This is a genomic window from Pseudomonas sp. NPDC086112 (assembly GCF_044746425.1).
Taxonomy (GTDB): Bacteria; Pseudomonadota; Gammaproteobacteria; order Pseudomonadales; family Pseudomonadaceae; genus Aquipseudomonas.
Genome location: NZ_JBIVCD010000007.1, coordinates 54324 through 78904 on the forward strand (window position 1 = coordinate 54324; position 24581 = coordinate 78904).

Genomic DNA, 24581 nt, shown 5'->3' on the forward strand with positions numbered 1-24581 from the left:
CAGATATTCATCCCCCCCCGCGACCTTGGCCGCTGTTAGGATTACACTTCTAAGGAAAAGCGCCGACTCGCTAAGTGTCGTTGTCCTACGGGGTAGTCATGGATATTCAGATAATTACACGCGAAGGCGAGCCCGAATATGCGGTTCTGCCATGGGCTCAGTATCAGGCTCTACTGAAAGCAGCAGGCATCAAGCAACAACCACCGCGTGACGCCACAGCGCCTCCCGCGGCGGCACCAGACCAGATTCTTCCGGGTCTGGATCAACTACGCAATTTGCGCGAAGGGAAGGGCATCGCCATTGAGGCGCTCGCCCGCACGGTAGGCATCAGTCCGTCATATCTCGCCTTGATCGAAAGCGGTGAGCGTCAACCCGACGCTGCTATTCGCCGCAGCCTCGCCTGGGAATTGACGGTGCCAGGATGGAGGGATGAATCGTGAGCGTACGCATCAGTCGTCAACATTGGGATGGATTGCTGGGGGAGCTGGATCAGGCGCGTCGTCAGCGCCATCTTTTGACTTATCGGGCGTTGCTGGAGCGTTTGCAGCTACCCACGCCGGCCATGCAAACCTTGACCGCAGCCCTTGAGCACCTGGCCGCGCTGGATGCCAGAGCCGAGCAGCCGTTGCGCAGCTCGTTGGTGATCAGCCAGGGGGCCAGCCGCCTGCCGCGCACCGGCTTCTTTGAATGTGTCGAGCGCCTCGGGCGCTTTTCCGGCCCGTCCGATGGCGTGGCTGCCGCGTCCTGGCACGCCTCGGAAGTGGTGCGGGTGTTCGAATACGAGTACCCCGAGTCGGCGGAAGCCTGAGTGTTTTTACGACTCAAGGCGCGGGCCAGTTACTGGCTGGCCCGCAGGTTGTTCCACTGGTCGTGGTTTGTGCGTCAGCCGCGAGGCTGGAATTGGCTCGAGGGCCAGTTCGCCCGTATGGCGAACCTGGGTGATGTCGGCGCCCAGAGCTTCTACGGCCATATTCTGACCTTTCGCGGCGTCGGTCTTGGCGCGCGCGAGGAGGGTGTGCGATTACTGCGCCTGGCCGCGTTGGCGGGGGATGCGAAAGCGGCGTATCAGGTTGGGGTGATCAGCCTTGCGGGAACGCCGAGCAAGGCGCCGGACCCGGTGGAAGCGGCTCGCTGGTGGGAAATGGCGGCGAAGGCCGGGCATCCGCTGGCTGAACTTAAGTTGAAAGAGTTGGCGTCCCGTGGTTCTGCAGATTAAATAATTGAGTATCTGACAAATTAACGTGGCGTGAGGGAAACCTACCGCCACGTTTTGTTTCTGGTTGCTTTGGTAATTAGTTGATCGCTTTTAGCGAATCGCCCTACAGCAACATCATCCTTTCCCGACTTCTTTCCTGATTGATCCCCCGCAAAGTCTCGCGCGTTTATTGCTGTGTAGATCCATCGGAGATTTCCTTCAAGTTGTAGCGGTTTTCATGAACTGGTGCGAGATGAGTTCACCCGATAGCCTTTGATGGTCACTGAAAATTCAGTGGTGGGGTGTAGGAACCCTTTATTGGCATCGGTAATGCGTAATCGTCGAAACCTGGTTTGCGGCCGTCAATGGGCGTCCGTAAGATCCGTTACGGCGGCTGTGCGCGGGCACGCTTCGGCGTGGTCGAGTTTCCGATGCTCGGTATTCCTACCCCGCGCATAGCTGCCACCCAAGCCTGTAGGAAGGCTTTTGGCAGCTCCCATTTTCATCGGAAGGTCTCAAATGCCAACACTTCATCCTGATCCACCCTACGAAAAACCAATTCCCCACCCCAAAAACCGCTTCATGGCGCTCACCAGCAATTGCAGTGACATGCCTACCCTGTTCGTCGATACCCATGCGCCGCTCGATGTTTTGTATGACGCTGCCGGCTATAGAATTCGTGCCGTCACCCAGGTGCTTGAGAACCTGTCCATGCGCGGCTCAGTAGAGTGTGATTCGACGATACTCAGCGACTTTGCCTTGCTCTGTGCCATTCCGCTGCGCGATGGCTGTGATGTGCTGGATGTGATTGGGCGGCGGTTGCGGGCTCGGCCTTTGGGCGATGTCTAGTGACGGATTAGTCCTGGAAATTTGTGGTGCCTGAGCGGGTCTCTTCGCGGGCAAGCCTCGCTCCTACAGGTATTGTGTCGTTTGTGGATATTGCGAACGACACAATACCTGTAGGAGCGAGGCTTGCCCGCGAAGGCGTCAGCTCAATCAGCGATGCCCAATGAGCAGTTCTTCTTCAGCTCCGGGCACCGCCAGGCTATCAATCACATGCACGCTATACCCCGGCACATTCTTCGCGTGATGCTTGGCCTGTGATGCCATTTCCGCCAATTGGCTTGCATCGAGCTGTGCACAGGCCTGTGGATGCAAATGCACCACGCCGATGGACAGGGACAGCAGCGAAAATTCCTGTCTTACGCCTTGGCGGTTGGGTGCGATGAAGCAGCCGGCTTCCAGGTGTTCGCTGCGGTAAAAGCGTCGGCATTGGCTGTGGAAGTCGTCCAGCAGTTGGTTCAGGCGTTTGCGCCAGTCTTCCGGGCCGAGCACCAGCAGGAAGTCGTCGCCGCCGATATGGCCGACGAAGTCGCGAGATGGGTCGATGCGGTCGTTCAGGCATTGCGCCAGACACAGTAGGACTTCATCCCCGCGACCGTAGCCGTAGATGTCGTTGAAGGGTTTGAAGCTGTCGATGTCGACGTAACAGATCACCGACTCCCGTTCCTGTTGCAGCAGCCGTGTCAGGCATTGCTGGATCGGTACGTTGCCCGGCAGCAGGGTCAACGGGTTGGCGTAGCGGGCTTGCTGGATTTTCAGTTCGGTAATCAGCTTGAGCACGTCGATCACTCGGCCCAGCCCCAAGTAGCTGCCATTGAGGGTGATGATGAAGTCTTCTTCGATGCGCTGGCGAGCGCGGCTGGTGATCAAGCGGCTGACCTGTTGCAGCGACTGGCTCAACTCCACAGCGAGGAAGTCGTCGCTCATCAAGCGACTGATCGGCTTGCGGGCAAACAGGTCAGTGGCAAAGGGCTTGAGCAAGGCGTCCGAGAGCGAATGGCGGTGGACGATGCCACAGGGTTGGCCCTGTTTGTCGAGCACCGCCAGGGAGTTCAGGTTGGCCTGGCGGCGGAAGGCTTCCAGCACGGTGGCGGTCGGGGTGTCACTGGTCACCGCCGGTTGGTCGTTGAGCAGGGCGCTGAGGTCGCTGACTTCTTCGTTTAGTATTGCGGCGACGCTGTTTGGTTTGGGTATGAAAGTTCGGGCATCTCGGGGCGGATGCTCCTGGGGCCGGCAGAGCAGATAGCCTTGCAGCAGATCAACGCCCATTTCGGTCAACACCGCCAGTTCTTCCGGCAATTCGATGCCTTCGGCGATCACTTTTGCTCGCGAAGCCTTGGCGATCTGCAGGATCGAACCGACGAACTCACGCTTGAGCGCGTCCTGGTGAATGCCATCGATAAAATGCCGATCGATCTTGACGTAATCCGGGCGCAATTCAGACCAGAGGCGCAAGCTCGAATAACCGGCACCCAGATCATCCAGTGCAATGGAAAAGCCCATTGCCCGATAGTGATGCAGGGCGTTTTGCAGCAACTGGAAATCGTCGGTCGGGGTCTGTTCGGTGAGTTCAATGACCACTTGGCTCGGTGGGATGCCGAAATCCTGCAACAGTTGCAAAGTGCGTCCGGGTTGGTGGGCGGCTTCGAGCAGGGATTCCGGGGAGACATTGAGGAAGAGTTTGCCGGGCAGTTGCTGTTCATTGAAGCGTCGGCAAGCACTTTGACGGCAAGCGATTTCCAGTTCGCTGAGGCGACCGGCCTGGCGAGCTACCGCGAACAGGGCAACAGGGGAGTGCAGCGGACTGTTGGAGGGGCCGCGGCTGAGGGCTTCGTAGCCAACGATACGTCGTTCAGAGAGGGAAATGATCGGCTGGAACAGGCTGTGCAAACCGCTTTGAGTCAATATTGAGCTCAAGGCACTCAGCTGTTCGGTTGTGGTCATGGCGTTCTCTGGCGATAAAAAAAGGACCGGGTGCAAGGTGCACCCAGTCCTTTATTTCACGACAGAATGATGTCTGTTTGATGACGCTCCGGGGAGCGTCAGCATTAAATTGCCATCATTCTGATTGTAACCACTTAGTGCTTGGCAACCGCGGTGTTGAGTTTCAAGTAATCCAGCAGAATCCGCCCCGTCTCGCTCAGATAAGCATCGTCTTCTGGCTTGGTCTTGTCCTGCTCGGCCGCGATGGCATCTTCGTCTTCTTTCTTCAGCTCTTTGAGCGGTTCTTCGCCCTTGGCCTTGCGACGGATGTTTTCCATGGCCAGTTGCTTGGCTTCGATATCGGCATGTTGTGCACGACGCTCGGCTTCATTGAGGCTGACGGTTTTTTCGCTCATCAACTTCTGCGCCAGGGCCAGTTTGTCGCGGATGAACACGAACTCCGCGTCTTTGGCCGTGCGTACGTCATGCTCGGACTTGAGCTGCGTGATGTACGGTTTGAACGGGTCAAGCGCAGGCTTGATGGCCGCACGAATGGTGTCCCACGGCATGGCTTCCGGCAGGGCGCTTTCGCCGATTTCCTTGGTGTCGATGATCGACGGATAATCGATGTCCGGCAGCACGCCCTGATGCTGGGTGCTCTGGCCGGAAACCCGGTAGAACTAGGCCAGGGTCAGATTCAGTTCGCCAAGGATCAGCGGCTGAATGGTCTGCACGGTGCCTTTGCCGAAGGTCTGGCCGCCGATGATCAGCGCGCGGTGGTAGTCCTGCATGGCGCCGGCGAAAATCTCCGAAGCCGAGGCGGACAAACGGTTGACCAGCAACACCATCGGGCCTTTGTAGAACGCGCCCGGGTTTTCATCTTCCAGCACATCGACCCGGCCATCGGCGTTACGCACCAGTACGGTCGGACCTTTGTCGATGAACAGACTGGTCAGCTCGGTGGCTTCCTGCAAGGAACCGCCGCCGTTGTTGCGCAGGTCGATGACCACGCCGTCGACCTTGTCTTTCTGCAGCTCGGTCAGCAGCTTCTTGACGTCGCGGGTGGTGCTCTTGTAGTCCGGATCGCCAGCACGGAAGGCCTTGAAGTCCAGGTAGAAGGCCGGGATCTCGATGACGCCGAGTTTGTAGTCCTTGCCATCCTGCTTGAGGTTGAGAACTGACTTCTTCACCGCCTGATCTTCGAGCTTCACCGCTTCGCGGGTAATCGGCACGATCTTGGTGGTCTGGTCGTTCGGCGCGTTGCTGGCCGGAATCACTTCCAGGCGCACCACGGTGCCTTTGGGGCCACGAATCAGTTTGACCACTTCGTCCAAGCGCCAGCCGACCACGTCGACCATCTCTTTGTTGCCCTGGGCCACGCCGATGATCTTGTCGGCCGGTGCAACCTGCTTGGTCTTGTCGGCCGGGCCGGCAGGCACCAGGCGCACGACTTTCACTTGATCGTTATCGCTCTGCAACACGGCGCCGATGCCCTCCAGGGACAGGCTCATGTTGATGTCGAAGTTTTCCGCGTTATCCGGCGACAGATAGTTGGTGTGCGGGTCGTAGGACATGGCGAAGGTGTTGATGTACGCCTGGAAGATGTCTTCCGCACGGGTCTGGTCCAGACGCGACAGCTGATTCTTGTAACGCTTGGTCAGGGTTTCCTGAATCTGCTTCGACTCTTTGCCGGAGATCTTCATCCGCAGCACTTCGTCCTTGACGCGTTTGCGCCACAGGTCGTCCAGCTCGGCGGTGGTCTTGAGCCAAGGGGCATCCTTGCGATCGACCAGCAAGGTTTCCTTGGCGGTGAAGTCGATCTTGTCGACGCCCTTGTTCAGCTCGGCAAGGGCAAAGTCCAGACGCGCCTTGACGCGGTCCAGGTAGCGCTTGTAGATGGTGAACCCGGCGTTCAGGTCGCCGCTTTTGAGGAAGTCGTCAAACTGGGTTTTCCATTTGTCGAATTCGGCAATATCGCTGGCCATGAAATAGCTACGCGATGGATCCAGCAGCTTGATATAGCTGTCGTAGATGATCACGGAGCGTGCATCGTCGAGTGGTGGTTTGCTGTAATGGTGACGCTTGAGCAATTCGACGACGTTCAGACTGGCGATTACTTCGTCACGATCGGGCTGAAGCTTGTCCCAGCTGTTGGCTGCGAACGAATTGCTCGACATCGGCAAAAGACCGAGACCAATGACAAGAGCGAGGGCGGTGCTGGGGAGCAGATGCTTCATGCTGATTCGACGCGGGGACAATTGATAACGCATATTAGGCCGTCTTTGAAGTCGCCGGATCCACAAGGACCGGTCGCATAATGCAAAAAGCCCGGCGCTACAGCTTCGGGCTCAGTCCAGACTCACTATGGAGGCACTGTGAAAGCATTGCAAGGCGTTGAGGGGCGAGTGGAGTGGGTTGAAGAGCCGAGTCCTACGTGCGATGTAGGACAAGTTCGCATCCGAGTGGCGGCAGCAGGACTCAATCGCGCTGATTTGTTACAGAAAGCAGGACTTTATCCGCCACCGCCGTGGGCCAGTCAAGTACTGGGTCTTGAGTGTTCGGGGGTGATCAGCGAGGTCGGTCCGGGCTCTTCCTGGCAGGTCGGCGATCGGGTTTGCGCCTTGCTGGCCGGGGGTGGGATGGCCGAAGAGGTAGTTGTCGACGGACGGCATGTGTTGCCGGTTCCCGAAGGTTTGTCCCTGGCCGAGGCGGCCGCGTTGCCGGAAGTGTATGCAACCGTTTGGCTGAATTTGTTTCAACTGGCTGCGCTCAAACCGGGTGAGAAAGTTCTCCTGCACGCCGGCGCCAGTGGAATCGGTTCAGCTGCCATTCAGCTGTGCAAGGCGTTTGGTAACCCGTGCTGGGTCAGCGTCGGTTCTGCCGAGCGTCTGGCTTACTGCGAAGCGTTGGGCGCGCAGGGAGGAGTGGTGCGCAATGGTGATCTGGACAGCTTGAATGATCTTGCGCCGTTCGACGTGATCCTCGACCCGGTGGGTGGCAGTTACGCGGCATTGAACCTCAAGCTGCTGGCTCGCGATGGTCGTTGGGTGCTGATCGGTTTGATGGGCGGTCGCGAGGCGCAGCTGGATCTGGCGCAGGTACTGGCCAAACGTGTGCAACTGCTGGGTTCAACCTTGCGCAACCGCGATGAGCAGTTCAAGGCCGATTTGTTCAGCGATCTCGGCCAGCATGTCTGGCCGCTGTTTGCCGAAGGGCGTTTGAGCCCGCAACTGGCCAGGACATTTGCGATCAAGGATGCCGAAGCGGCATTTGCGGAACTGGCGACCAATAAGGTGTCGGGGAAGTTGGTGTTGATAATTGACGAAAGCCTGACCTGAACCCTGTGGGAGCGGGCTTGCTCGCGAAGGCGGTGTATCAGTCGACATTAATGTTGAATGACACACCGCCTTCGCGAGCAAGCCCGCTCCCACATGGGTTCTTGGTTATTTCCAGATATGGATTGGCCAGCCCGCCTTTTCGGCGTGTTCGAGCAGCACCGGATCCGGATTCACCACATGCGGAAAGTCCACTTTCAGCAGCAGCGGCAAGTCATTGCGTGAGTCGGAATAGAAACTCGCGCCTTCCAGATTTTCCTCTTCGGCATCCAGCCATTCCAGCAACCGGGTGATCTTGCCTTCGCGGTAGGTCAGGGTGCCAACGGTGTGGCCGCTGTACACCCCATGCAACAGTTCCAGCTCGATGCCGAGAATCTCGTCGATGCCCAAGCGGTCGGCAATCGGCTTGACCAAATGCGTGCCCGAGGCCGAGATCACCAGGATCCGGTCGCCGGCCTTGCGGTGGGCGGCGATGGCTTTGGTGGCGTCGCTGAAAATGATCGGCTCGATGAAGTCTTCTACCCAAGGCGCGACCAAGTGCTCGACCTCTTGCGGCGTGCGACCGATCATCGGTTCCAGACTGAAGGTCATGTACTCCTCCATGCGCAACTTGCCGTGGCTGTAAGCGTCCATCAGTTCGTTGTTCTGACGCATGAACGACTCGGGATCAACCCAGCCCAGGCGACCCATTTGCTCGCTCCAGAGGGTGGCGCAGTCGCCGTGGATCAGGGTTTCGTCCAGATCAAAAATTGCCAGGGCCATCAGTGCAGTTCTCTCTTCAACATCAGCAAGGTCATCAGGCTACCTCACACAGGGCCGTCGGATCGATGGAAAGTGCCAGGCGCTGACCATCAGGATGTAAATCGGCCGCCGAACGGTTCAGCACATCCACCACCAATTCCACGCCCCGGGCTTCGACCCGATAGCGAATCACGTTGCCCAACAGGCTGTGGCTGCGAATCTGCGCATCGAGCTCGCCGTTCAGGCTTAGCTCGATGGCTTCCGGGCGAATGGCGAGGCGATGGGTGATCGGTCGTTGCAACAGCTTGCTGGCGCTGTCGGCATCCAGCAAGTTGTAGTTGCCGATGAAGCCTGCGGCAAACACATCGACTGGCGCGGTGTAGAGGGTTTCGGCATCGCCGCTTTGTACGATCTTTCCCTGATTCATCAGGAAGATTCGGTCAGACATGGTCAGGGCTTCTTCCTGATCGTGAGTGACGAAGATCGTGGTCAGACCGAGTTCGCGCTGGATCTGACGGATCTGTTCGCGCAGGTGCTTGCGAATCCGCGCGTCTAGCGCCGACAGCGGCTCATCCAGCAACAGCAACCGAGGCCGGGTCACCAGCGAGCGAGCCAGGGCGACACGCTGGCACTGGCCACCGGACAGTTGATGCGGGTAACGGGCGGCGAAGTCATTGAGCTCCACCAGTGCCAGCACTTCGGCGACGCGCTTGTGGCTGTCGTCCGCGTTGACCTTCTGCATGCGCAAACCGAAGGCGACGTTCTGCTCCACGGTCATGTTCGGGAACAGCGCATAACTCTGGAACACCATGCCGATCCCGCGTTTTTGCGGGCTCAGCGGGACGAGGTCCTGACCTTCCAGCAGGATCTTGCCGCCGTCCACCGAGGTCAGGCCGGCGATGCAACGCAGCAGGGTGGACTTGCCGCAACCGGACGGGCCAAGAAGCGTGACGAATTCGCCTTTCTTGATTTCGCAGTTGATGTCGCTGAATACGGTAGTTCCAGAGTAATTTTTCTGAAGGTGTTGGACGCTGACATAGCTCATTCGCTTTTGTCCTTGTTCAAGATATTGGCCGCCCAGGTCAGAACCAGCACAAAGAAGAAGTAGGAGATCACCAGCGCACTGGTGAAGTGGCCGCTGCTGTTCCGCATATTGTTGAGGTAGACCTGCAGGGTTTCGTAGCGGGTGCCGACGAGGATGTTGGCGAACACGAACTCACCGAACAGGAACGAGAACGACAGCAGCAACGCCACCATCAAACCCTTGCGCAGGTTCGGCAGCACCACCAGGAATGCCGCTTGCCAAGTGCTGGCGCCGAGCAGTTGCGCGGAGTCCATCAGGTCGTGCAGGTTGATCGCTTGCAGGTTATTGGTGATCGCCCGGTACATGAACGGCAGCGCCACGGTGAAGTAGCAACCAATCAGAATCCACGGCGTGCCGACCATCGCGAACGGCCCCGAGCCATAGAGCTGCAACAACCCCACCGACGACACCACCGGCGGCACCGCGAAGGGCAGCAGGATCAGGATATTCATCAAAGCGTCGAGTTTCGGGAAGTGGTAATGCACCACGAACAGCAGCGGCAGAATCAGCACCACCGACAGAATCAGCGAGCCGACGCAGACCAGCAAGGACTGACCGAACGCGTCGAGAAAGCGCGGATCGCTCCACAGCTGGAGGTACCACTTGAAGGTAAAACCGCTGGGCATGATCGTCGCGGACCAACTGCTGGAAATCGAGTAGATCAATGTTCCGAGCAGCGGCAACAGCAGAATGGCAAACAGTAAATACACCACGACGCGGTGATAGACACCGACGGGCCCCAGTTCAACGCGAGACATGGTAGCTCCTCTTCAACAGCAACTGATGCACGATAGTTACCAGGGTCATCAACGCCACGAGCACCACGGCCAAGGCGCTGGCCAGGTTCGGGTCCAGGGAAATGTCGCCGGAAACCATTGCCGCGATGCGGATCGGCAACACGTTGAAGTTGCCAGTGGTCAGGGCGTAGACCGTGGCATACGCGCCGAGGGCGTTGGCCAGCAGAATCACGAACGTGCCCAGCAGCGCCGGGGTCAGCACCGGCAAACCGATGTGTCGCCAGAATTGCCAGCCATTGGCACCGAGCAACTCGGCGGACTCACGCCAGTCTTCGCGCAGGGCATCGAAAGCCGGGTAGAGCAGCAGCACGCCCAAGGGAATCTGGAAGTAGGTGTAGAGAATGATCAGACCGGTTTTCGAGTACAGGTTGAAGTCCTGAATGATCCCCGCCTGTTTGAGCATGATGGTGAAGGTGCCGTTGAAGCCCAGCAAAATGATGAACGCAAAGGCCAGGGGCACGCCGGCGAAGTTGCTGGTCATGTTGGCGAAGGCGTTGACGAAGTTGCGCAGTTTCGAGTCGACCCGGCGCAGGGAGTAGGCGCCGAGTACGGCGATGATGATGCCGAACACACTGGACCAGAAACTGATCTCGAGGCTGTACTGGATTGCCTGCAAATAGAACCTCGAGTTGAAGATTTTGCTGAAGTTGGCCAGGCCCCAGCCGAACTCTTCCGATTGAAGGCTGTTGATCATTACCCAGAGCAGCGGGGCAATCTGGAACACGAAGAAGAAAATCGCGAAGGGCACCAGGCACAAAGCGGCCAGCCATTTACCGCGGGTCATGGCATTCACTTGAGCAGCTCCCGGCACACAGGTTTGTCGTGGGGCACGCCCAGCAGTTCGCAGACGGTGCCGCAGATTTCGGTCTGTTTCGGTGCGGCATTTTGGTTGAAGCTGAAGGCATCGCCGAGGACGAACAGCGGCACTTCGCGTTCTTCGGGCAGCAGGCCGTTGTGCGAGCGGTCGTTGTTCATGCCGTGGTCAGCCGTCACCAGCACCTGGTAACCGGCGTCGAGCCAGCCCTGCAGGTAATCGGCAAGGATGATATCGGCTGAGCGAGCGCTGTTGCGGTACTGCGAGGTGTCGAGGCCGTGCTTGTGCCCGGCGTCGTCGATGTTCATGGGGTGGACCAATAGAAAGTTCGGCTCGTGGCGCAGGCGCAGGTTTTCCGCGTCGGCGAACAGGTGCGAGTCCGGGTAGTGGTCATTCCAGTAGAAATGACCGTGCTGGATCGGCAGTTTGGGGTCATCGGTATGACGATCCCGGGCGGCCATGAACGGCGAACGGTTATACAACTCGCTGACCCAGTGATAGGCCGCGGCGGCGGTTTTCAGGCCGGCGTCGGTGGCGTAATGGTAGATGCTGCGCTGGTTGGACAGGCGCGAGACGTTGTTGTGAACGATGCCGCTGTCGATCGGCGTAACGCCGGTCAGGATGCATTCATAAAGCGGTCGGGACAGGGCCGGCAGTTCGCACTCCAGTTTGTAGAGTGCCGCGCGTCCTGCGCCAACGTAAGCCTGCAGATGCCCCATGGCGTGGCGCGCGACTTCGTAATTGAGGCCGTCGAGCACGACAAGGATGACGTTGTGCTTCATAGGGGCTGGGACTCCGCAAAACAGATGATTCAAATACGCAACCAATCCCCTGTGGGAGCGGGCTTGCTCGCGAAAGCGGCGGGTCAGTCAACAAAGGTGTTGAATGTAAGTCCGCCTTCGCGAGCAAGCCCGCTCCCACATTGGATCTCCATCAGATCCCCGAATGGGGATCTACCGTGTTACGGCATATTGATAATGACTTCTTCCTGCCACTTCTGCGGCAGCGACTTGGAGGTCTTTTCCCACGCGTCGGCGTCTTTGATCGGTGTGACCTTTTTGTACTGCTCGTTAGGCAGCAGTTTGGCCTTGACCTCTTCCGGCAACTTCAGATGCTCAGCGCGGATCGGACGGGCGTTGCCTTTCGCCAGGTTGATTTGGCCGGCATCGCTGAAGATGTATTCGCGGGTCAGCTTGGCGGCGTTCGGGTTTTTCGCGTATTTGTTGATGATGGTGGTGTAGCCGGAAATCACCGAGCCATCGGACGGAATCAGCACGATGTAGTCATCCGGATTCGCCATCTTGGCCTTGTAGCTCAAACCGTTGAAGTCCCAGACCACACCGACTTCGATTTCACCCTTTTCCATGGTGGCGATCGTCGGGTTGGCCATGGACAGGCGGCCTTGCTTGGCGATGTCAGCGAACAGCAACAGGGCTGGCTGAATGTTTTTCTCGTCGCCACCGTTGGCGAGGGCGGCGGCCAGTACACCGTTGGCCGCTTGTGCGGCGGTGCTCACGTCACCGATAGAAACTTTGTACTTGCCAGTCTTGAGGTCGGCCCATTTGGTCGGCGCTTCAGAACCGTGCAGCAGCTTTTTGTTGATGATGAACGCGATGCTGCCGGTGTAGGCCAGCGCCCAGTTGCCGTCCTTGTCCTTGGCCCAGTCCGGAATCTGTTCCCAGGTGGTGGGTTTGTAAGGTTGCACGACACCTTGCTTGACCGCGATCGGGCCGAACGCGGCACCGACGTCGCCGATGTCGGCCGTGGCGTTGTCTTTTTCGGCGGCGAACTTGGCGATTTCCTGGGCCGAGCTCATGTCGGTGTCGATGTGTTTCAGGCCATATTTCTTGGCCAGGTCTTCCCAGGTGCCTTTCCAGTTGGCCCAGTCATCGGGCATGCCGACGCTGTTGACTGCACCTTCCGCTTTCGCAGCGGCTTCCAGGGTTTTCAGATCATCCGCCGCCATGGCGGTGGTGCACAGGGCAATGGTCGAGCCTAACAGTGATGCCAGGAAAAACTGTTTCATCCGAAGCTCCTTTGGGCGTTTTCAACGCTGCGATTGCGGTTGTGTTGGTCTAGGTCAGCAATACCTGAGCCAATTTAGGCGGGTTGGATGACATTTTGATGTCGACGACCGGTCGGCCTGAATTTTCTGCGCTCGGATACGCGAGGTGCGAGATAAGCGTAGACCATGGCTAAAGAGCTGATATGAAAGGGACTTGGCCATAAAATTGCAGGTGTCTGGCGCAACCGTTCGGCGGCTTTGTCATCTGTCAGTCATATGCAGTGCCTAGGCTTGCAGGCAGTTGAAGGAGCCGATTTGAATCACGGTTCTGCCCTGAATCAGTGCTGGTCTAGTCCAGATAGGTAACGTTGATGCGCATCGAGACCACCAAAGCGGTGACAGCCATCGGGCAGGTTCTGCAGGAACAGCTCGACCATGGTCTGTTGGCGCCCGGGAGCAAGTTGCCGGCAGAGCGCAAGCTCAGTGAGTTGTTCGGTACCACGCGGATCACCGTGCGTGAGGCTTTATTGCAGCTGGAGGCCCAGGGCCAGATTTATCGCGAGGAGCGGCGCGGCTGGTTCGTGTCGCCACCAAGGCTGGCTTACAACCTGATGCAGCGCAGCCACTTTCACGCGATGGTCAGTGCGCAGGGGCGAGTGCCGTCCACCGAGGTGATCTCGGCGCGGTTGCAACCGGCGTCGGCGGCGGTGTGTGCCTGGTTGCAGTTGCCGGCGCTGTCGAGCGTGATTCAGATCTGCCGCTCGCGACGGATTGACGGGCGATTGGTGTTGTATGTGGAGCACTACCTGAACCCGCAGTTTTTCCCCGGGATTCTGGACTTCGATCTGAATCAGTCGATGACCGAACTGTATGCCCGGCATTACGACTTGCATTACGGGCGGGTGCGCTTCGAGATTGTGCCGACGGCGTTATCGGTGGACGCCGCGGCGGCTTTACGGGTGTCGGTGGGCAGCCCGGGGTTGCGGATTGCCCGGGTCAATTATGATCAGCACGAACGACTGATCGATTGTGACCTGGAGTTCTGGCGCCATGATGCGATTCATGTCGGGGTGGATGTGGTGTAGGACACACATTCAACTGAGCCCGTCAAAATCAATGCGAGCCAGGCGCGAGGATTTATTCGTTGAGTTTGGCGAGGATCTTGTAGATCACAGTGGCGAGGATCATCAGCATGCCAACCCACATCGCGAACACACCGGCATTCTTGTCGCGAAAGTTGAAGCCGATGGCCAGCATGATCATCCCGGAAAGAATCGGGATCAGCATGGCGTGGAACGAAGACAACGAGATCATGGTGACAGCCTTGTCGGAGAGGGGTACTGCAAGTCTAGGCGGCTTTCGGATGAGCGGTGGTGATGTGAGTCAGAAGTGAGTCAGAAGCAGCGCAATCCGTGTGGGAGCGAGCAAGCCCGCTCCCACAGGTTGCGATTCGCTCGGACTACGGCAATTCGCGGCAGGCGTAGAACGCGCTCAGCACTTTGACCAGATGCGCCAGGTCATGGCTGCCGCACAACTCACGGATCGAGTGCATGGCGAACGTCGGCAAACCGATGTCCACAGTGCGCACGCCCAGGTGGCTGGCGGTGATCGGGCCGATGGTCGAGCCGCAGCCCATGTCGCTGCGTACCACGAAGCTCTGCACCGGCACTTCTTCGGCCATGCACAAATGGCGGAAGAACCCGGCGGTTTCGCTGTTGGTGGCATAGCGCTGGTTGCTGTTGACCTTGATCACCGGGCCGGCGTTGAGTTTCGGGCCGTGGTTGGCATCGTGCTTGTCCGCATAGTTCGGGTGCATGCCGTGGGCGTTGTCGGCCGAAACCAGCAGGGATTTCTGAATGGTCCGTACGAATTCATCCCCTTCGGGCAACAGACGACGCAGGGTTTGCTCAAGCATCGGGCCGTCGGCGCCACAGGCCGAGCAGGAACCGACTTCTTCGTGATCGTTGCAGACCAGCACGCAGGTTTCGTCGGTTTCGGTCGTCAGCAAAGCTTGCAGGCCGGCGTAGCACGACAGCAAGTTATCGAGGCGCGCACCCGCAATAAAATCGCCATGCAGGCCAATGACCGCTGCGCTTTGGGTGTCGTAGAAGCTCAGCTCGTAATCGAGCACTACGTCAGCGTTCAGGCCGTGTTCGCGGGCCAGTTGATCGGTGAGCACGGCGCGGAAGTCCACGCGCTCGTCACCGGCGAATTGCGCGAGGATCGGCGGCAGTTCGGTCTGGGCATTGATCGCCCAGCCCATATTGGCTTCACGGTTGAGGTGAATGGCCAGGTTCGGGATGATCGCGATCGGTGCCTTGAAGTCGATCAACTGGCTCTCGACCTTGCCGTCGCGGCGGAAGGTTACGCGACCGGCCAGAGACAGATCACGGTCGAACCACGGTGCCAGCAGTGCACCGCCATAGACTTCGACACCCAGTTGCCAGAAGCCCTGGCGTTGCAGTTCCGGCTGGGGTTTGACCCGCAGGCATGGGCTATCGGTGTGCGCGCCGACCAGACGGATGCCGCCATGCAGGGGCGAATGACGGCCCATTTTGAACGCGACGATCGAAGAGTCGTTACGGGTGACGTAGTAACGACCATGGGCTTCGGTGGTCCATGGCTCACGCTCGTCGAGGCGCATGAAACCGGCCGCTTCCAGGCGCTGGACAAGACTGGCAGTGGCATGGAACGGGGTAGGGGAGGCCTTGAGGAAGTCGATCAGGCCTTGGTTCAACTCTTCGCGCATAAGTAGCTCCAGACAGCAGTGGCGCCAGTTTAACGTATTGGTCACAGAATTGGCGGAGGACTGCTGCTGGGGTGCACTCGAATCTGTGCCTGCCAGAGATCTCCTTGTGTGGGGCTTGCTCGCGAAAGCGGTGTATCAGTCGACATAGATGTCGATTGGCACTCCCTCTTCGCGAGCAAGCCCGCTCCCACAGGTTGCTCATTGACCGTTAAAACGGTGCAGGACACTCGAAGCGCAGGCGTTCGCCCGTCTGGGGATGAGTGAAGCTGAGCATGCTGGCGTGCAAACAAAGTCGTGGCCAGGCAGCCAAGGCTTGCTCATGGGCGTAGAGCCCGTCACCCAACAGTGGGTGGCCGATGGAAAGCATGTGCACGCGCAACTGGTGAGAGCGGCCGGTGATCGGCGTCAGTTCGACGCGGCACCAGTCGCCACAACGCTCCAGCACACGCCAGAAGGTCAAGGCGTGCTTGCCAAATTCGTGGTCCACCACATGGCGTGGCTTGGTCGGCGGGTCGTAGCGCAGGGGCAGGTCGATGCTGCCACTGTCCAGTTCCGGTTGTCCCCAGCACAGGGCGGTGTAGGCTTTTTCGGTTTCGCGGTCGTGAAATTGCCGAGACAGCTCGCGATGAGTGTCCGGGTCACGGGCCAACAGAATGATTCCGGAGGTTTCCCAGTCCAGCCGATGGACGATTCGCGCTTCCGGGTAGCCGTTTTCTTGCAGGCGCGTAATCAGGCAGTCCTTGTTGTCATCGGCCCGGCCGGGGACGGAGAGCAACAGGGTCGGTTTGTCCACCACCAGTACGGCGGCGTCCTGATGAATGATGCGGATGTTGGACAACGGCATTAAAACAGCCTCGTAACAAACGCCAACGGCGGCTCAGGCCCCGCCCTCTGTAGGAGCGAAGCTTGCTCGCGAAAGCGTCACCTCGGTCTATCAGATAGACCGAGGTGCCTGTGTTCGCGAGCAAGCTTCGCTCCTACGGAGTGCGTAAGAGCCTGAGCCGCCGTGGCTCCCGCCGGATCGACTCAGCGATCTGGCAGGGTGATATTGAGTTCCAGGATCGAGCAACTGCCCTGGTTTTCCAGAGCGACGTGCACGTCATCGGACCCGATATTGACGTACTTGCGGATCACTTCCACCAGTTCCTTCTGCAAGGCTGGCAGGTAATCCGGCGTACTGCGCTGGCCGCGTTCATGCGCCACGATGATCTGTAGACGCTCTTTCGCTACCGACGCGGTGCTGACCTTTTTACTGGCACGAAAGAAGTCAAAAAGGTTCATTACCTACCTCCAAAAAGTCGCTCGAAGAATCCCTTCTTCTCGACATCGAGGAAACGATGGTCCACGGTTTTACCCAGCAGGCGATCAACGGCATCGCTGTACGCCTGACCGGCGTCGCTCTGATCGTCGAGAATCACAGGTACGCCCTGGTTGGAGGCCTTGAGGACGGCTTGCGACTCCGGAATCACGCCTAGCAGGGTTACTGCGAGGATTTCCTTGACGTCTTCGACGCCGAGCATTTCACCGTTACTCACGCGTGTCGGGTTGTAGCGGGTCAGCAACAAGTGTTCCTTGATCGGGTCTTCGCCGTTTTCGGCACGACGGGACTTGCTGGCCAGCAGGCCCAGCATGCGGTCCGAGTCACGTACGGAGGAGACTTCCGGGTTGGTCACTACAATCGCTTCATCAGCGAAGTACATGGCCAGGTGGGCGCCTTTCTCGATGCCCGCCGGAGAGTCGCAGACCACGAATTCGAAGTCTTCCTTGAGCTGCATCAGGACCTTTTCGACGCCTTCGACAGTCAGCGCGTCTTTGTCGCGAGTCTGACTGGCGGCCAGTACGTAGAGGTTTTCCAGACGCTTGTCTTTGATCAGAGCCTGTTGCAGGTTGGCTTCGCCGTTGACCACGTTGACGAAGTCATACACCACGCGGCGCTCGCAACCCATGATCAGGTCGAGGTTACGCAAGCCGACGTCGAAGTCGACGATAACTGTTTTGTGACCGCGCAGAGCGAGGCCGGTACCGATAGCGGCGCTGGTGGTGGTCTTACCCACACCACCCTTGCCGGATGTAACCACGAGAATCTTGGCCAAGGTGTTTTACCCCTAAGGAAAAAGGACGTTTAGCCCCTGAAAAACATCTCTTGAAAAACTACTGCAGTCGGACAGCCTTGGCTGGAATCCGGTTCTGAGCGGCGTTTACCCCCGGTAAACACTGCTTTTGGCCTTTTTCCTACTTCGTTTGAGCCGTTTTCGCTACGTTTTAGAGATGCTTGGAAAATGCGGCAGTATCCGTTAAAGCCGAATGATGTTCAACACGTCGCCCGACAGGCTGACTTGTACGCCCGCGCCCCACAATGGATCACGACGCAGATCCTCGGAAACCTTGTAATGGCCAGCGATGGAGACCAGTTCAGCGGTCATTTGCTGACAGAAAATCCTGGCTTTCGTGTCACCTTTGACGCCGGCCAAGACACGACCGCGCATCGCGCCGTATACATGGATGTTCCCATCGGCGAGAAGTTCCGCCCCCGGGCTGACCGACGAAATCACCACCAAATCGCAACCCTGGGCATAAATCTGCTGACCACCGCGTACGGGCGACGTGATGATTTTGGTCGGTTTAATGGTCGGTTCCGGTGGTTTTTCCGGTTTTTTCGCAACAGTGCCTTCGTGCGGGTCGAGCGGGCGCTCACGGGCGCCGGACGGCGGCAGCACCGGCAGATCGACGGCGATGGCGGCGGCAATGTCTTCAATGCGGCTGGCACGGATCGCCAGGGTGCGCAGGCCATGCTGGCGGCAGATGCGCATCAGCCCCGGCAGATCGACCGAGGCTTCGCTGGCCGGAAGTTTGTCCAGGGCCAGGACCAGCGGCGCATTGCTGAAGAAGTTTGGCGCCTGGGCGACCTTGGCGGCCAGTTGCCGATCAAGGTTCTCAAGGTCGTTACGGGCCAGTTCCAGCACCGTAATGGCAAGCATGCTGCCCTTCAACTGGAACACGGGATCTTGGTCTAGCGGTTCGGTTTGGCTCATGGTCGGCATACAACGGCTTGTCACTAAAAGTGCCGAGACTTATAACGAGAACGCCCGCAGGCCGCAAGCCGGGTCGAACGATGTAGAATGCGCGGCCACTGTCTTGACGGAACCTTTAATGGATCGCCCGCGTTTTCGAACAGCATTTCTTTCTCCACGTTTCTGGCCGCTGTGGTGTGGCTTGGGGCTGTTGTGGCTGATTGTGCAGTTGCCATATCCGGCGTTGCTGTCGGTCGGTCGCGTCTTGGGTGCCTTGATGTATCGAGTGGCCGGCGACCGACGGCGCATTGCCAAGCGCAATCTTGAGCTGTGTTTCCCTGAAAAGTCCGCTGCCGAGCGCAAGCGTCTGCTCAAGGAAAACTTCGCCTCCACCGGCATCGCCTTCTTCGAGATGGCCATGAGCTGGTGGTGGTCGCGCAAGCGTCTGGCGAAACTGGCCCATGTCGAAGGCCTGGAGCATTTGAAGCAGGCCCAGCGCGACGGCAAAGGCGTGATTCTGATGGCTGTGCATTTCACCACGCTGGAGATCGGCGCGGCGTTGCTCGGTCAGCAGCACACCATCGATGGCATGTACCGCGAACACAAGAATCCACTGTTCGACTACATCCAGCGTCGTGGCCGCGAGCGGCACAACCTCGACTCGCTGGCGGTGGAGCGCGACGACGTGCGCGGCATGCTCAAACTGCTGCGGGCCGGCAGAGCGATCTGGTACGCACCGGATCAGGACTACGGCGCCAAGCAAAGTATCTTTGTGCCGCTGTTCGGGATTCAGGCGGCGACCGTTACCGCCACCAGCAAATTCGCCCGGCTGGGCAAAGCGCTGGTGGTGCCGTTCACCCAGGAACGCCTGGCGGATGGCAGCGGTTATCGGTTAGTGATCCATGCACCGCTCGAGGGCTTTCCCGGCGAGACGGAAGAAGCTGACTGCATTCGGATCAACCAGTGGGTCGAAAGTGCTTTGCGTGAGTGTCCGGAGCAATACCTCTGGGCGCATCGCCGCTTCAAGACCCGTCCACCGGGCGAGGCGAAGCTGTACGCCAAACGCGGTTGAGTCACCGATCCCTTTAAGCACCATGGAGTGTTGCGATGAGTTCTGCTGAACCGGTTACAGGGTTGATACTTTCCGGCGGCGGGGCTCGGGCGGCTTATCAGGTGGGCGTGCTGGCGGCGATTGCCGAGCTGCTACCGGTAGGCGCGGCGAATCCGTTTCCGGTGATCGTCGGTACTTCGGCTGGCGCGATCAACGCGGTCAGCCTGGCCAGTGGGGCAATGGACTTTCGCGGCGCGATTCAGCGTCTGACTGCCTTCTGGCAAGGTTTCCGCAGTCATCTGGTATTGCGCAGCGACTGGCCGGGAGTGATCCATCAAGCCACCCGTTTTGTCAGTCACAATCTGATGGGGATTGGCGCTCCGGTGCCCGTGGCCCTGCTCAACAGCTCGCCGCTGCGCGGTTTGCTCAACGACAAACTGCACATGCCCGGAATTGCCGAGGCCATTGCGCAAAAGCAATTGAAGGCGGTGGCGGTCACGGCGTTTGGTTATGAGTCCGGTCAGGCCGTCACGTTTTATCAGGGCGGCGGCACCATCGAGTCCTGGTTGCGCCATCGGCGAATCGGCGTGCCGACACAATTGAGCGTCGAACATTTGCTGGCCAGTTCGGCGATTCCGTTGTTGTTTGCGCCGGTGAAAATCGGCGAAGAGTATTTCGGCGATGGCGCGGTGCGTCAATCGGCACCGATCAGCCCGGCCCTGCACCTGGGTGCCAGCCGCGTGCTGGTGGTGGGTGTCAGCGGCAACCCGCGCGGGGTCGACCCGCAACAGCCACTGCAACGGGCCTACACAGGTCAGCAGCCGACCCTGGCGCAAATCGGCGGGCACATGCTCAACAGTACGTTCATTGACAGCCTGGAAAGTGACATCGAGTTGCTGCAACGTTTGAATCAGTTCAGCCATCTGCTGCCCGACGGCGCGCCGAGTCGGGCATTGGGAGCAGCGCCGGTGGAGGTGCTGGTGATTTCGCCGAGTCAGCCGATCGATGAAATTGCGGCGCGGCATCGCCAGGAATTGCCGGCGGCCTTGCGTCTGTTTTTGCGCGGGCCGGGGGCGACCAAGACCAGCGGGGCAGGGGTATTGAGTTATCTGCTGTTCGAGGCGGGATATTGCAGTGAGTTGATCGATCTGGGGCGGCGCGATGCGTTGGCCAAGCGCGATGAGTTGTGTCGGTTTCTGGGGTTGGTGGAGCCTGCGGTTCCGGCTTGAGATTTGTGGTGCGGCTGTTCGCGGGCAAGCCTCGCTCCTACAGGGTTTTTGTCGTTCTTCGGCCATGTGAACGACGCAAATCCTGTAGGAGCGAGGCTTGCCCGCGAAGCTTTTACGATCAGAAGTGGAACTTCACCAGGAAGCTCGTGTTGCTCTGATCGGTCTTGAAGTACTGGCTGTCCTTGATCCCGTACTTGTCTGACCAGTAGTCGTACTCGACACCGACGTACAACTGCTTCTCGCCTATGTTCAGGGCTTTGCCCAAGTCGTATTTGATCTGCGGGTTGAAGTGCAGGTTGGCGTGGTAGGTGCCTTTGCTGTTCTTGTCGTTATCGACTACCCAGTCCATGAAACCATCGATCAGGATATTCGAATCGCCCACGGGAATGGTGTAGGACCAAACCGGAGTGATCTGCCAGACGTTGTCACCCGGGCGACTGCCCTCGGTGTGACGCTGGTAGAAGTTCAACTGGAAGTAGTCGAACCCGGGAATCGCCAGGTCGAAACCCGGACCGATCAGGTAGGACTCCGTATCGCCCTCACCGAACTCGTACGTCATGGCCAGCAGCACGTCTTTGATCGGGCCGAACGCCAGTTTCTGGTCGAAGATTTTGCCAAACGACAAGCGCGGGCTGATTTCGCCGTAATAGGTGTTCGAGCCGACGCCGCTGTCTTCCTTGCCGTTGTAGAAAATCTTGTCGACGAACACGAAGTTGTCCCCGTATTTCCAGGCATCGGCGTGCTCGAAGGTGACGGTTTGCTGAATGCGCGGGTTGACCTGGAAGTCCTTGCCATAGAGGTAGGTCAGGCTGTTGTTCTGCCATTGCAGCAAGTCGCCGGCCATTGCCTGGCCCCCGGCCAGCAAGGATCCCGCGAGCATCAGGCTGGTGCACGTACGTTTCATTCGGTTGCTCCCAAAAAGTAGGTGGTTCCACGTTTTTTTTCTAAGGTCGGCACTCTGGTGTGGCGCCTTTTTCTTTGCTGTAAAAAACAATCCAGTCGGTCAGCTTTAGTGCTGTTAGCAAGAGCTGAGCCAAGGCTTTCGAAAAGCCAAAAAACGCCCGTTCGGCTGTTTGAAAACAGTCGATTGAGCGTCAATTCGAGAGGCCTTGGTGCTGTCCAGAGCCGGGATAAGTTGGCTTTCTGGTCAGGAATTAAATCCGCGCTTTTTTTTAGAGCGGATTCGGGCGGGCGCGGAGAATACTGACTCCTTGGCCAGGTCTCAAGTGCCCCGCAACAGAGCACCGGTGACAGGTATCGGGCACGGTTGCGGGCCATCTTAAAAGTGCACCTTTACCAGCAGGCTGGCGGTGTTTTGGTGAGTGTCAAAGTTGGCGCTGTTTTCGATTCCGTACTTGTTTTTCCAATAGCTGTATTCGGTGCCGACGTAGACGAATTTCTCGCCCCAGCCCAACGCTTTGCCCAGGTCGTATTTGATCTGCGGATTGAAGTGCAAGTTGGCGTGGTAAGTGCCGCGTGCGTTGCGATCGTTGTCCACCACCCAGTCCAGATAGCCATCGATCAACAGGTTCGAATTGCCTAGCGCAACGCTGTAGGACCAGGTGGGAGTGATCTGCCAGACACCATCACCAGGGCGTGGGCCTTCGGTCTGGCGACGATAGAAGTTCAAGGTGAAGTAGTTGAAACCCGGTACTGCCAGATCGAAACCCGGGCCGATCAGATATGCCTCGCTGTCGCCTTCGCCGTACTCGTACGTCATGGCCAGCAATACGTCCTTGACCGGGCCAAACTCGAAACGACGGTCGAGTATCTTGCCAAAGGACAGGCGTGGGCTGAATTCGCCATAGAAGGCGTGGGGGCCTTTATTGCGGTCTTGTTCGCCGTTGTAGAAGATCTTGTCGATGAACAGGAAGTTATCGCCGTACTTCCATTTGTCGGCGTGCTCGAACGTCACCGTCTGCTGGATCGACGGGTTGACCACGAAATTCTTGCCGTACAGGTAGCTCAGGCTGTTGGTTTGCCACAGCAGTAAGTCCTCGGCCATGGCGTGGCTCGCGGCCAACAGGCCAGAGCCCAACAGCACGCTGGTTTTTATCCGAATCATCTGTTGCTCTCTTTTGTTTTTATTGTTTGAGGCGCAGGCAGCCACCCTTGTGGGAGCGAGCAGGCTCGCTCCCACAAGGGTGTGTGTCTTTTAGTGGGTCAGTGCGGGTGGGTGTGGCAGTTCGGAATGCAACACCTCGGATCTTTTTTATTCTTGTGATTTTTGTTTCAAGTGGACCTGTGGCGGGGGGCTTGCTGTGGCCACAAAAGCCCCCTCGCCACAACGGTGTGTTGCTTATTGGGTTTGAGCTCCCTGAACAATCCACGCACCGATCAGGTCGCGCTCTTGCTGGGTCATCTGGGTGATGTTGCCCAATGGCATGATCTGGCTGGCGACAGCCTGGGCCTGGATGCGCGGGGCCTGAAGCTTGATCTGCTCGGGGGTATCGAACATCACGCCCGCCGGTGCCGCGCTGAACAGCGGGCTGGTGGGTTTCGCCGAATGGCAGACCGTGCAGCGTTCCTGGATCACGTCATGCACCTTGTCGAAGGCAGGACCGGCATTGGATGCCTGGGCGGGTGCAGTTTCAGGGGCTGCCGCCGGTGCAGCTTCAGCCGGTTTCTTGCCACCGCCGAGGGCGGTTTCCGGCAGCGGCTGGTACTCGATGGCCCCAGGCGCCTTGGCCACTTCAGGTGCGCTGGACATCGGCGCCGGCCCGGTCACGTAGGCCAGGCAGATCATGCCGACCGCCGCAGCAGGCAGGGTCCAGGCAAACTTGTGGCTATCATGACGGGTGTTGAAGTAGTGACGCACCAACACCGCCAGCACCGCGATCCCGGCCAGGATCAGCCAGTTGTATTGGCTGCCGTAAGTGCTCGGGAAGTGGTTGCTGATCATGATGAACAGCACCGGCAAGGTGAAATAGTTGTTGTGCCGCGAACGCAGCAAGCCTTTGGCCGGCAGCGCCGGATCGGGCGTGCGGTTCTCGGCAATCGCCGCCACCAATGCGCGTTGGGCCGGCATGATGATGCGGAACACGTTGCCGACCATGATGGTGCCGATGATCGCGCCGACGTGCAGGTACGCACCACGACCGCTGAACACTTTGCTGAAGCCGTAAGCAGCGCCGATGATCAGCACGAACAGGATTGCGCCTAGCAGGGCAGGGCGTTTGCCCAGGGCCGAGTCGCAGAGGAAGGAGTAGACGAACCAGCCGACGAACAACGAGCCGATGCCCAGCAGAACACCTTCAGGGCCGGTCAGGCTGCTGCCCGGAGCGAGCAGGTAGAGCGTCGGGTTGGAGTAGAACACCACGCACAGCAGCGCGACCCCCGACAGCCAGGTGAAGTAGGCTTCCCATTTGAACCAGTGCAGGTTGTCCGGCATGGTCGGTGGAGCCAGTTTGTATTTTTCCAGGTGGTAGATACCGCCGCCATGGATCGCCCATAAATCGCCCGCCAGCCCGTTTTTCGGGTTGACCCGATTGAGGTTGTTTTCCAGCCAGACGAAATAGAACGACGCGCCGATCCAGGCCACGCCAGTAATCATGTGAACCCAGCGCACGCTCAGGTTCAGCCATTCCAACAGATGTGCTTCCACAGTCTTTACCTCTCGCCTGTCACTCTGTTGTCGAGTGATCAGACCTTCTCTTATTGGTGGGGGGCGAGGATCAAACGCTCATCCTCTTTGAAAAAATGCTCATCGCAGTTATTGCCTGTGCCACTGCGATCAACCACCAGGAAGTCATCCCGCTTTTCGATCGTCAGCACCGGGTGGTGCCAGACGCCGCGATGGTAATT

Annotated in this window: 25 protein-coding genes and 1 pseudogene; 8 read left to right on the plus strand and 18 right to left on the minus strand. The window is 58.6% G+C overall.

Features of this window, described 5'->3' with window-relative positions; translation table 11 throughout:
• Positions 1-98 precede the first annotated feature (98 nt).
• The 4 genes from ACIPLA_RS07460 (at position 99) to ACIPLA_RS07475 (ending at position 2044) form a co-directional block, all read left to right on the plus strand.
• A complete protein-coding gene (locus ACIPLA_RS07460) occupies positions 99-440 on the plus strand; it encodes a helix-turn-helix domain-containing protein (protein ID WP_007898894.1) in 342 nt (113 codons plus the stop codon).
• Complete coding sequence (locus ACIPLA_RS07465) at positions 437-808, plus strand: hypothetical protein (protein ID WP_007898892.1); 372 nt, start codon at positions 437-439, stop codon at positions 806-808. Before ACIPLA_RS07460 ends, ACIPLA_RS07465 begins: the two co-directional genes overlap by 4 nt.
• Positions 809-1216 (plus strand): sel1 repeat family protein, encoded by a 408-nt coding sequence (locus ACIPLA_RS07470; protein WP_401172733.1) that lies wholly within the window; start codon positions 809-811, stop codon positions 1214-1216.
• A 498-nt stretch (positions 1217-1714) separates the two neighbouring features.
• Positions 1715-2044 carry a hypothetical protein gene (locus ACIPLA_RS07475; protein ID WP_401172879.1) on the plus strand — a complete coding sequence of 110 codons (330 nt, stop codon included), beginning with the start codon at positions 1715-1717 and terminating at the stop codon, positions 2042-2044.
• Positions 2045-2191: 147 nt separating this feature from the next.
• Here the strand turns inward: ACIPLA_RS07475 and ACIPLA_RS07480 are convergent, their stop codons facing one another.
• Together ACIPLA_RS07480 and ACIPLA_RS07485 are read right to left on the minus strand one after the other, a co-directional pair.
• Complete coding sequence (locus ACIPLA_RS07480) at positions 2192-3982, minus strand: bifunctional diguanylate cyclase/phosphodiesterase (RefSeq protein WP_218394248.1); 1791 nt, start codon at positions 3980-3982, stop codon at positions 2192-2194.
• Between the two features lie 134 nt (positions 3983-4116).
• Positions 4117-6198: pseudogene (locus ACIPLA_RS07485) on the minus strand (carboxy terminal-processing peptidase).
• Positions 6199-6336: 138 nt separating this feature from the next.
• Between ACIPLA_RS07485 and ACIPLA_RS07490 the strand changes: the two are divergent.
• Complete coding sequence (locus ACIPLA_RS07490) at positions 6337-7299, plus strand: zinc-binding dehydrogenase (protein WP_401172735.1); 963 nt, start codon at positions 6337-6339, stop codon at positions 7297-7299.
• 105 nt (positions 7300-7404) lie between these two features.
• Here ACIPLA_RS07490 and ACIPLA_RS07495 read toward each other — a convergent pair whose 3' ends face one another.
• From ACIPLA_RS07495 to ACIPLA_RS07520, 6 genes are all read right to left on the minus strand, one after another.
• A complete protein-coding gene (locus tag ACIPLA_RS07495) occupies positions 7405-8058 on the minus strand; it encodes an HAD family phosphatase (protein WP_123496224.1) in 654 nt (217 codons plus the stop codon).
• A gap of 34 nt (positions 8059-8092) precedes the next feature.
• A complete protein-coding gene (locus ACIPLA_RS07500; RefSeq protein ID WP_007898867.1) occupies positions 8093-9082 on the minus strand; it encodes an ABC transporter ATP-binding protein in 990 nt (329 codons plus the stop codon).
• Positions 9079-9879: an ABC transporter permease gene (locus ACIPLA_RS07505; RefSeq protein ID WP_218394252.1), complete on the minus strand. Its 801-nt coding sequence runs from the start codon at positions 9877-9879 to the stop codon at positions 9079-9081. Before ACIPLA_RS07505 ends, ACIPLA_RS07500 begins: the two co-directional genes overlap by 4 nt.
• Complete coding sequence (locus tag ACIPLA_RS07510) at positions 9866-10702, minus strand: ABC transporter permease subunit (protein ID WP_218395137.1); 837 nt, start codon at positions 10700-10702, stop codon at positions 9866-9868. Before ACIPLA_RS07510 ends, ACIPLA_RS07505 begins: the two co-directional genes overlap by 14 nt.
• 5 nt (positions 10703-10707) lie before the next feature.
• Positions 10708-11514 (minus strand): alkaline phosphatase family protein, encoded by an 807-nt coding sequence (locus ACIPLA_RS07515; RefSeq protein ID WP_218394253.1) that lies wholly within the window; start codon positions 11512-11514, stop codon positions 10708-10710.
• 179 nt (positions 11515-11693) lie between these two features.
• On the minus strand, positions 11694-12758 hold the full coding sequence (locus ACIPLA_RS07520; protein WP_123496234.1) for an ABC transporter substrate-binding protein: 1065 nt from the start codon (positions 12756-12758) through the stop codon (positions 11694-11696).
• A 350-nt stretch (positions 12759-13108) separates the two neighbouring features.
• Between ACIPLA_RS07520 and ACIPLA_RS07525 the strand changes: the two genes are divergently transcribed.
• A complete protein-coding gene (locus tag ACIPLA_RS07525; protein WP_007898856.1) occupies positions 13109-13822 on the plus strand; it encodes a UTRA domain-containing protein in 714 nt (237 codons plus the stop codon).
• A 52-nt stretch (positions 13823-13874) separates the two neighbouring features.
• Here the strand turns inward: ACIPLA_RS07525 and ACIPLA_RS07530 are convergent, their stop codons facing one another.
• The 6 genes from ACIPLA_RS07530 to minC form a co-directional block, all read right to left on the minus strand.
• Positions 13875-14051 (minus strand): hypothetical protein, encoded by a 177-nt coding sequence (locus ACIPLA_RS07530; RefSeq protein WP_007898847.1) that lies wholly within the window; start codon positions 14049-14051, stop codon positions 13875-13877.
• Positions 14052-14196: 145 nt separating this feature from the next.
• Entirely contained in the window at positions 14197-15486 is a 1290-nt protein-coding gene (locus tag ACIPLA_RS07535; protein ID WP_123496236.1) for a M18 family aminopeptidase, read from the minus strand.
• Between the two features lie 208 nt (positions 15487-15694).
• The gene (locus tag ACIPLA_RS07540) at positions 15695-16330 is read right to left on the minus strand and encodes an RluA family pseudouridine synthase (protein WP_030131660.1); all 636 of its coding nucleotides are present in this window, start codon (positions 16328-16330) and stop codon (positions 15695-15697) included.
• A gap of 182 nt (positions 16331-16512) precedes the next feature.
• Positions 16513-16767 (minus strand): cell division topological specificity factor MinE, encoded by a 255-nt coding sequence (gene minE, locus ACIPLA_RS07545; protein ID WP_007898843.1) that lies wholly within the window; start codon positions 16765-16767, stop codon positions 16513-16515.
• Positions 16767-17579 carry a septum site-determining protein MinD gene (minD, locus tag ACIPLA_RS07550; RefSeq protein ID WP_007898841.1) on the minus strand — a complete coding sequence of 271 codons (813 nt, stop codon included), beginning with the start codon at positions 17577-17579 and terminating at the stop codon, positions 16767-16769. Before minD ends, minE begins: the two co-directional genes overlap by 1 nt.
• 201 nt (positions 17580-17780) lie before the next feature.
• Positions 17781-18518 carry a septum site-determining protein MinC gene (gene minC, locus ACIPLA_RS07555; RefSeq protein ID WP_032830770.1) on the minus strand — a complete coding sequence of 246 codons (738 nt, stop codon included), beginning with the start codon at positions 18516-18518 and terminating at the stop codon, positions 17781-17783.
• Positions 18519-18636: 118 nt separating this feature from the next.
• On the opposite strand from minC, the gene ACIPLA_RS07560 reads away from it, so the two are divergent.
• Both ACIPLA_RS07560 and ACIPLA_RS07565 read left to right on the plus strand, forming a co-directional pair.
• Positions 18637-19569 carry a lipid A biosynthesis lauroyl acyltransferase gene (locus ACIPLA_RS07560; RefSeq protein ID WP_192346987.1) on the plus strand — a complete coding sequence of 311 codons (933 nt, stop codon included), beginning with the start codon at positions 18637-18639 and terminating at the stop codon, positions 19567-19569.
• A gap of 35 nt (positions 19570-19604) precedes the next feature.
• Positions 19605-20777, plus strand: a complete 1173-nt coding sequence (locus ACIPLA_RS07565; protein ID WP_218394254.1) for a patatin-like phospholipase family protein — start codon at positions 19605-19607, stop codon at positions 20775-20777.
• Positions 20778-20895: 118 nt separating this feature from the next.
• Here ACIPLA_RS07565 and ACIPLA_RS07570 read toward each other — a convergent pair whose 3' ends face one another.
• The 4 genes from ACIPLA_RS07570 to ACIPLA_RS07585 all read right to left on the minus strand — a co-directional run.
• Entirely contained in the window at positions 20896-21681 is a 786-nt protein-coding gene (locus tag ACIPLA_RS07570; RefSeq protein WP_401172742.1) for an outer membrane protein OmpK, read from the minus strand.
• 375 nt (positions 21682-22056) lie between these two features.
• Positions 22057-22842, minus strand: a complete 786-nt coding sequence (locus ACIPLA_RS07575) for an outer membrane protein OmpK (RefSeq protein WP_218394256.1) — start codon at positions 22840-22842, stop codon at positions 22057-22059.
• Positions 22843-23076: 234 nt separating this feature from the next.
• Positions 23077-24381 carry a urate hydroxylase PuuD gene (locus tag ACIPLA_RS07580; RefSeq protein WP_218394257.1) on the minus strand — a complete coding sequence of 435 codons (1305 nt, stop codon included), beginning with the start codon at positions 24379-24381 and terminating at the stop codon, positions 23077-23079.
• A gap of 50 nt (positions 24382-24431) precedes the next feature.
• The coding region (locus ACIPLA_RS07585; RefSeq protein WP_219582014.1) for an ureidoglycolate lyase at positions 24432-24581 on the minus strand (150 nt) is incomplete at its 5' end.

Coding starts and splice junctions, on each gene's coding strand:
- minC (WP_032830770.1), bottom strand. CDS start 18,518: ATGAGCCAAACCGAACCGCTAGACCAAGATCCCGTGTTCCAGTTGAAG.
- ACIPLA_RS07500 (WP_007898867.1), bottom strand. CDS start 9,082: ATGAGCTATGTCAGCGTCCAACACCTTCAGAAAAATTACTCTGGAACT.
- ACIPLA_RS07560 (WP_192346987.1), top strand. CDS start 18,637: ATGGATCGCCCGCGTTTTCGAACAGCATTTCTTTCTCCACGTTTCTGG.
- ACIPLA_RS07475 (WP_401172879.1), top strand. CDS start 1,715: ATGCCAACACTTCATCCTGATCCACCCTACGAAAAACCAATTCCCCAC.
- ACIPLA_RS07570 (WP_401172742.1), bottom strand. CDS start 21,681: ATGAAACGTACGTGCACCAGCCTGATGCTCGCGGGATCCTTGCTGGCC.
- ACIPLA_RS07480 (WP_218394248.1), bottom strand. CDS start 3,982: ATGACCACAACCGAACAGCTGAGTGCCTTGAGCTCAATATTGACTCAA.
- minE (WP_007898843.1), bottom strand. CDS start 16,767: ATGAACCTTTTTGACTTCTTTCGTGCCAGTAAAAAGGTCAGCACCGCG.
- ACIPLA_RS07510 (WP_218395137.1), bottom strand. CDS start 10,702: ATGACCCGCGGTAAATGGCTGGCCGCTTTGTGCCTGGTGCCCTTCGCG.
- ACIPLA_RS07535 (WP_123496236.1), bottom strand. CDS start 15,486: ATGCGCGAAGAGTTGAACCAAGGCCTGATCGACTTCCTCAAGGCCTCC.
- ACIPLA_RS07540 (WP_030131660.1), bottom strand. CDS start 16,330: ATGCCGTTGTCCAACATCCGCATCATTCATCAGGACGCCGCCGTACTG.
- ACIPLA_RS07495 (WP_123496224.1), bottom strand. CDS start 8,058: ATGGCCCTGGCAATTTTTGATCTGGACGAAACCCTGATCCACGGCGAC.
- ACIPLA_RS07515 (WP_218394253.1), bottom strand. CDS start 11,514: ATGAAGCACAACGTCATCCTTGTCGTGCTCGACGGCCTCAATTACGAA.
- ACIPLA_RS07525 (WP_007898856.1), top strand. CDS start 13,109: ATGCGCATCGAGACCACCAAAGCGGTGACAGCCATCGGGCAGGTTCTG.
- ACIPLA_RS07520 (WP_123496234.1), bottom strand. CDS start 12,758: ATGAAACAGTTTTTCCTGGCATCACTGTTAGGCTCGACCATTGCCCTG.
- ACIPLA_RS07505 (WP_218394252.1), bottom strand. CDS start 9,879: ATGTCTCGCGTTGAACTGGGGCCCGTCGGTGTCTATCACCGCGTCGTG.
- ACIPLA_RS07575 (WP_218394256.1), bottom strand. CDS start 22,842: ATGATTCGGATAAAAACCAGCGTGCTGTTGGGCTCTGGCCTGTTGGCC.
- ACIPLA_RS07530 (WP_007898847.1), bottom strand. CDS start 14,051: ATGATCTCGTTGTCTTCGTTCCACGCCATGCTGATCCCGATTCTTTCC.
- ACIPLA_RS07460 (WP_007898894.1), top strand. CDS start 99: ATGGATATTCAGATAATTACACGCGAAGGCGAGCCCGAATATGCGGTT.
- ACIPLA_RS07565 (WP_218394254.1), top strand. CDS start 19,605: ATGAGTTCTGCTGAACCGGTTACAGGGTTGATACTTTCCGGCGGCGGG.